Source organism: Antrihabitans stalagmiti (assembly GCF_016482825.1).
GTDB lineage: Bacteria > Actinomycetota > Actinomycetes > Mycobacteriales > Mycobacteriaceae > Antrihabitans > Antrihabitans stalagmiti.
In genome coordinates this window covers 1-1,640 of record NZ_JAEMNV010000036.1, presented here as the reverse complement: position 1 = coordinate 1,640, position 1,640 = coordinate 1, and the positions used below count along the sequence as shown (strand labels likewise).

Here is a 1,640-nt window from a genome sequence, read left to right as displayed (position 1 = left end):
ACCGACATTTAGATTCGATGGTGGGTCGCGGACGGTCCAGCCACCGACCGGGACACGGTGTGATCCCTGATTTTTGAGTGATCGTCCGCGGCCTGTGTCTGGTCGACGCGGTGTCCTTGTTCGGGAACTTGCGGCCACTGTGGTGGACCGCTGCTTACAGAATGTCTGGGCCGTGGCCGTCGCCGGTCAGTCACGCCCCCTGGCGTCGATGGAAAGGCGGCTCTACCGGTGAATGTGACTCTCGGAATCGATGTGGCGTGCCGCGCCGCACACCAAGCATCCTTGGCGCGCGACGGGCGAGTGGTGTGGCGGGGACGCAAGTTCACAACCAGCACAACCGAACTCGAGGCGTTGTGGGCCGACCTCGATGTTGCGCAGCCGGCGGAGCTGACGGTCGTGCTCGAACCGACCCGTAACGCGTGGATCGTGCTCGCACAGTGGTTTCGCCGTCGCGGTGCGCGGGTGGTGATGGTGCCCACGACCCAGTCCGCCGACCTGCGAAAGTACTACTCGAAGCACGCCAAGAACGACCGCCTGGATTCGGAGATCCTGGCTAAATTGCCGCTGCTGCACCCCGAAGGCTTGCGCGCATTCACTGGCCCGGGAACAGCCGATCCGTTGCGGCGCTTGACCAAACAACGCTCGACCATGGTCAAACGCCGCACTGCGGTCTTCTCCCGACTCGATGCGCTGATCGAGCTGCTCGGCCCGGGCTGGTACGCGGTTCTGGGCTCGGACTACGGCAAGGCAGCGCTTGCCTTCCTGGCCCGCTATGGCGACCCGAACGCGGTCCTGCGGCTCGGACACTCGCGGCTGTCACGGTTTCTGCAGGCCCGCTCGCGCGGGCAGTACGGCGACGCGCCGGCGGCTGGTTTGATCGCTGCCGCGCGTGAGTCGCTCGCATTGTGGGGCGCTGACGGGATGGACTGGGCCGAACTGGCTGCCGATATCGCTGTCGAAGCCGAGCAAGCGATGTATCTCAACACCCAGATCCACGACATCGACGAGCGGATCGCCAATCTCTACGCCGACGCCGACCCCAGCGGGATCGTCGCTTCCGCGCCCGGTGTCGGGCCGGTGATCTCCGCCGTCATCGCCGGCCGTATCGGCGACCCGCACCGGTTCACCAGCCTGGCCGCGATCCGCGCCTACAGCGGCCTGGTCCCGAAGGTGAACCAGTCCGGTGTCGGGGAAACCAAACCCGGCATCACCAAAGCCGGTGATCCATTGTTGCGGGAGATGCTGTTCATCGCTGCCGACCACGCCCGACAGGTCGATCCGCAACTCGCCGCAAAGTACGTGCGCCTGATGTCGGGCGACCGGCACCGTGACTCCGCGATCTGTCACCTCGCCGCCGACCTGCTCACCCGCATCGCGGCCTGCATGCGCTCGGGCACCCCATACGTTCTCCGCGACAACGACGGCCGAGAAATCACCACCGACGAAGGACGGCAGATCGTCAGATCCCAGTACCGTGTCGACCCGAAACGCCGTGACACTGCCGCACACAGGCGCATGCGCGAACGTCGCGCGAATGAGGGCGGGCCAGGGTCACAGAAGTCGCCAAGCGCTCCAACATCCCGGCCCGCCACAACCATCATAGAAACCCACGCCAGCGCTTGACGTCCGTTAGGAACTCA

General features: G+C 65.5%; 1 protein-coding gene. It reads left to right on the top strand.

The window, feature by feature from the left end:
- Nucleotides 1-228 precede the first annotated feature (228 nt).
- Nucleotides 229-1,623 carry an IS110 family RNA-guided transposase gene (locus tag JGU71_RS29570; RefSeq protein ID WP_199708709.1) on the top strand — a complete coding sequence of 465 codons (1,395 nt, stop codon included), beginning with the start codon at nucleotides 229-231 and terminating at the stop codon, nucleotides 1,621-1,623.
- Nucleotides 1,624-1,640 lie beyond the last annotated feature (17 nt).